The sequence below is a fragment of the Vibrio sp. B181a genome (assembly GCF_030248375.1).
GTDB classification, from domain to species: domain Bacteria; phylum Pseudomonadota; class Gammaproteobacteria; order Enterobacterales; family Vibrionaceae; genus Vibrio; species Vibrio campbellii.
Map to the genome: position 1 here is coordinate 1 of NZ_JAHGAD010000068.1, position 4,348 is coordinate 4,348.

Below are 4,348 nucleotides of genomic sequence, written 5' to 3' on the forward strand. Positions count from 1 at the left end.
GCAACGTCATTCAGTGCTCTTACGGCACACGAGATTGCTTGAGGCACGTAAGCTTGATCGCCACTACCGATTTGAGCGTAAAGCTCACGAACTTTAAGTAATTCGCCTAACAAATTGTTCAAGAGTGATTCGGCACGCGTGGCATTTTTACTATGCGTTAGTTTTAGTGGTTAAGGTGGAATGCGGAGGCTTCGGTATTGCGTGCCTCACACCTTAACAAGGCGTTAGGTTTCTAAGAGGAAAATCATGTTTACAGTGGAAGTTGAAAAGGGGTTAGAGCTCGCCCTCGTTGAGCCTAAATTCGCGTCAAAATATCTCGAAATTGTCTCAAATCAGCGTGACTATTTAAGTGAATGGTTAGCTTGGCCTCCTCATGCGGAAAATGAAGAGTTTTTCCTGAGCTTTATCAAAAAATCATTACACGACTATGCCGACGGTAAATCATTAGTTTGTGCAATGATCTATCAAAATGAAGTAGCAGGAAATATCAGCTTCAATACGATCAATCACGACTTACAAAAAGTAGAAATTGGCTATTGGTTACGCCATGATTTACAAGGCAAAGGTATTGTAAGCAAATCACTAACAAAGCTTATTGATTATGCTTTCACTGAATTGAATATGCAGAAAGTTCAAATATCAGCAGCAGTAGATAATCAAGCAAGTCGCAGTGTTTGTGAGAGGCTTGGGCTCAAACTAGAGGGTGTCATAACCCGTGCTGAAAATTTAAATGGCCGAGTTGTTGACCATGCAGTTTATGGGTTAAGTCGTTAATTTTAAGCCAAAACCTAACAAACAATTTAAGAGTGATTCCTAACGCTTGGGACTTTTGGTTCTAATTTGAGTACAGTGTTTACGGTGGCATGGTTGAGTTTCGTGGTAGCGTTACTCACACCTTAATTGGGCGTTAGTTTGCAAGAGGAAAAACGCAGCTATATCGCAAGATCTAGTGGTAAAAGCTGAAAGTCTAAATAGCCATATCAGTGTTCAATTTCAGTGTTAACTTGCGTGGTAAAAATCCAAAATTGGCATCGTGTCAATGGTTGATTTGTTCTTTGGTGCGGCGAGTTATGGGTTAACCAAGCTGTACTTTTTTTGCTGAAACTCTGCTCGTTGAGTTTGTTGGTGCAAAAGCCGATCTACTCGCTGAAATGGCGTTTTCTATGGTGTGGTAAGTTCATGTGGTTTCAGTGGCTTTGTTGAAAGTCCGTATTGTGAGATTGGTTTTCCAAAAGCGCTTTTTGGTGTTGTGAGTTCGTTTTCTGCGGCGTTGTTTGTTCCACGTGGTTTCATTGAGTAGCCGCTTTGAGACTACGCCTGACTTAAGTGCATCCAAACACATAAGGCTTATTGTTTTCAAAGCTTAAAATAACGTAAAATCAACGCTTTGGGTTTGCAAACTAACAAACTGCTCAAGAGGGATTCGCAACGCGTGGCATTTTTACTATGCGTTGGTTTAAGTGATTAAGGTGGTATGCGGCGGCTTCGGTATTGCGTTGCTCACCCCTTAGCAGGGCGTTAGCTTCATACATCAAACAATAGGAGATACAACATGAAAAATGGATTTACTAGATTATCTTTGGTTCTGTCAGGCTTTCTTGCTGGAAGCTTACAACTAGCTTCTGCATCTACACTTGAATGCGGGAAATATGTCGGCTGTGAAAGGAAGTTTTGCGAAATAGAACAGCAAATTGTAATTGCCAGCAGTAAAGATAACCAAGCTAAAGTGGAAGGGCTCAAAATCGCTTTGAATCAGTCAAAGTCAACATGTACGAATGAATCACTTGTTGAAGACCTAACTTCTGAAATATCCGAAGTTAAAGAGGAAATAAGAGAATACGAAGCTGATTTACTTGAGGCTCAAAACGACAATAAGTCAGACAAAGTTAAGAAGTATGTAGATAAGATTGCAGAAGAAAAGCAAAAGCTTAGTCAGCTAATAGAAGAGTTGAACACTTTAAAATAAAGCTAACAAAGCATTTAAGACGGATTCCCAACGCTCGGCATTTTCGGTTTGCTTCAGTTTAAGTGTTTACGGCACAATACTTTAAGTTCAGTGGTCGCGTTGCTCACCACTTAATGCGGCGTTAGTTTTATGGAGGAAATATTGTGGAAATCTGGAAGTTATTGTTCTTTATACCTGCGTGTTTTGCGCTCAATATGACTCCTGGTCCAAACAACCTATTGTCCATGAACAATGCTCGCTGCTACGGTTTCAAGTCCGCTTTTATTGCTGGGCTTGGTCGTATTGCTGCATTCGCTGTAATGATTGCCTTGGCTGCTTCTGGCTTAGCAGTCGTGCTCTATGCTTCTGAGACTCTATTTCTAACGATTAAAATTGTGGGCGCGGCTTACTTGTTGTGGATTGCCTTTAATCTTTGGCGTTCGGAAGCAAGTCCTGTTTCTGAACTAGAAAATACTCGCAACCGATTAGGTTTGGCTAAACAAGAATTTTTGCTAGCCGCCGGTAATCCAAAGGCGACCTTAATCTTTACCGCTTTTCTACCACAGTTCGTCGATGTTTCAGCGAGTGTAAATGAACAGTTCTTTGCTTTAGGGGCTACGTTCCTCATTTTAGAAATGGGTGCAATATCGATTTATGCGATATTTGGAATTTACTTAAGGCAATGGTTTACGAAGCCGAAAATGGCAAAGTGCTTCAATAGAGGTTGTGCAACTTTTTTGGCTATGTCTGGAGCAAGCTTGTTACTGAGTCGCCAGCAATAAAACTAACAAACTGTTTAAGAGTGATTCGCAACGCGTGGCATTTTTACTATGCGTTGTTTTAAGTGTTTAAGGTGGTATGCGGAAGCATCGGTATTGCGTTGCTCACACCTTAACAGGGCGTTAGGCTTTTAGGAGATAATGTGGAAAATTGGATACCTGCTTTAAGTACAACAGGGTTAACTGCAATACTAGTATTCCTTTGTAGAAACTGGTTAATGACGCGGTTAACCAATTCAGTAAAACATGAATATGACTCTAAATTAGCGAAGATAAAATCAGATCTAGAGCGAAAGCAATTAGAAATTGAATCTATTCGTTCTGGAACTCTAGCAAACCTTTCTGAAAGGCAAAAAATACTTTACGCTCGTCAACTTCAAGCGATTGAAGGTATATGGGATAGTGTTTTAGCTTTAGCTCCTGCAAAAGGAATATCAGCTACTTTGTCAAATATACCTTATGATGAAGTCTCGACATTAGCGGAAAAAGATCAAAAAGTTCGAGAAATGTTTGAAATGATCAGTCCTGTTGAATTATCAGATTTACCGCAAAGGCAAGCATTGAAAGAGCGACCGTTTATATCTCCTCTTGTATGGGCATATTTTTCTGCATATGAGTCAATTGTAATGCATGCAGCTATTCGAATGCAGTTGTTGAAGAAAGGTATCAAGCTAGATAGTGTTATTGATCATGTTCATGTCACAAAATTAATTAAAACTGCGTTACCGCATCAAAGTGAATATATTGATAAATATGGCGCAGCAGGCTTTCATTATCTATTAGAAGAGCTAGAACAAAGTTTACTTGTCTCTTTTAAATTGATGCTCGATGGTACGGAAGCTGACAGTGAAACTCTAAAAAAAGCAGCTCAAATCACTAGACAAGCTGAAGAGCTTTCGAATGCAAGTGAAATCAAAGCCTAACAAACTGTTCAAGAGGGATTCGCAACGCGTGGCGTTTTCACTATGCGTTGATTTATGTGTTTAAGGTGGTATGCGGCGGCTTCGGTATTGCGTTGCTCACCCCTTAACAGGGCGTTAGTTGTAATGGAGAAGACGTGACAATTGAGCAACTAGATAAAGTAGACATCATTGCGCATGACGAAGAAAAAGTAACTTTAGTTATATCCGATCATTTAGGGTGGGATGACCAAAATGAAAAGCTCCTGTTGCTCCAAGAAAAGCTAAACCTTTACTTGTCATTTATTGAGTCTGGTGAAGTGTTTGATCAATACCCGTTGGCAAAGAACAAGCTATTTGAAATTCAGGTCGTTTCAAAATACCAACCTAACAATGAAGCTAAAGAATTCATTTTATTGGCATCAAAATTAGTACGTGAAGCGGGCTTTAGTCTTACGCACGACGTGAGGGATTACAACTAACAATCTGTTTAAGAGTGATTCGCAACGCGTGGCATTTTTACCATGCGTTGTCTTTAGTGTTTAAGGTAGTATGCGGCGGCTTCGGTATTGAGTTGCTCACACCTTAACAGGGCGTTATATAGCTAGGTAAGAAATGGAGTATAAATGCTTGGTTTAGTTCGATTTGTATCGGTTGCGAATGTAATAGCAGCCGTAATAGTTGTTGGTCTAGAGATGTCTACAGGCTTCTTTGGACTTAAGTTT

Annotated in this window: 6 protein-coding genes; 5 read left to right on the forward strand and 1 reads right to left on the reverse strand. The window is 40.0% G+C overall.

The features are described from left to right. A partial coding sequence (locus tag KIO97_RS22185; RefSeq protein WP_285383975.1) for a YaeP family protein occupies positions 1-113 on the reverse strand: 113 nt, incomplete at its 3' end. Positions 114-246: 133 nt separating this feature from the next. On the opposite strand from KIO97_RS22185, the gene KIO97_RS22195 reads away from it, so the two are divergent. The 5 genes from KIO97_RS22195 to KIO97_RS22220 all read left to right on the forward strand — a co-directional run bounded on the left by KIO97_RS22195 (position 247) and on the right by KIO97_RS22220 (position 4,105). Next, entirely contained in the window at positions 247-774 is a 528-nt protein-coding gene (locus KIO97_RS22195; RefSeq protein WP_285383972.1) for a GNAT family N-acetyltransferase, read from the forward strand. A gap of 778 nt (positions 775-1,552) precedes the next feature. Next, positions 1,553-1,966, forward strand: a complete 414-nt coding sequence (locus tag KIO97_RS22200; RefSeq protein ID WP_285383973.1) for a DUF1090 domain-containing protein — start codon at positions 1,553-1,555, stop codon at positions 1,964-1,966. Between the two features lie 143 nt (positions 1,967-2,109). Beyond that, positions 2,110-2,727 carry a LysE family translocator gene (locus KIO97_RS22205; protein ID WP_373417334.1) on the forward strand — a complete coding sequence of 206 codons (618 nt, stop codon included), beginning with the start codon at positions 2,110-2,112 and terminating at the stop codon, positions 2,725-2,727. 140 nt (positions 2,728-2,867) lie between these two features. Beyond that, complete coding sequence (locus KIO97_RS22210) at positions 2,868-3,647, forward strand: hypothetical protein (protein WP_285383974.1); 780 nt, start codon at positions 2,868-2,870, stop codon at positions 3,645-3,647. A gap of 134 nt (positions 3,648-3,781) precedes the next feature. Continuing rightward, entirely contained in the window at positions 3,782-4,105 is a 324-nt protein-coding gene (locus KIO97_RS22220) for a DUF6572 domain-containing protein (protein ID WP_077200549.1), read from the forward strand. Positions 4,106-4,348: the final 243 nt, after the last annotated feature.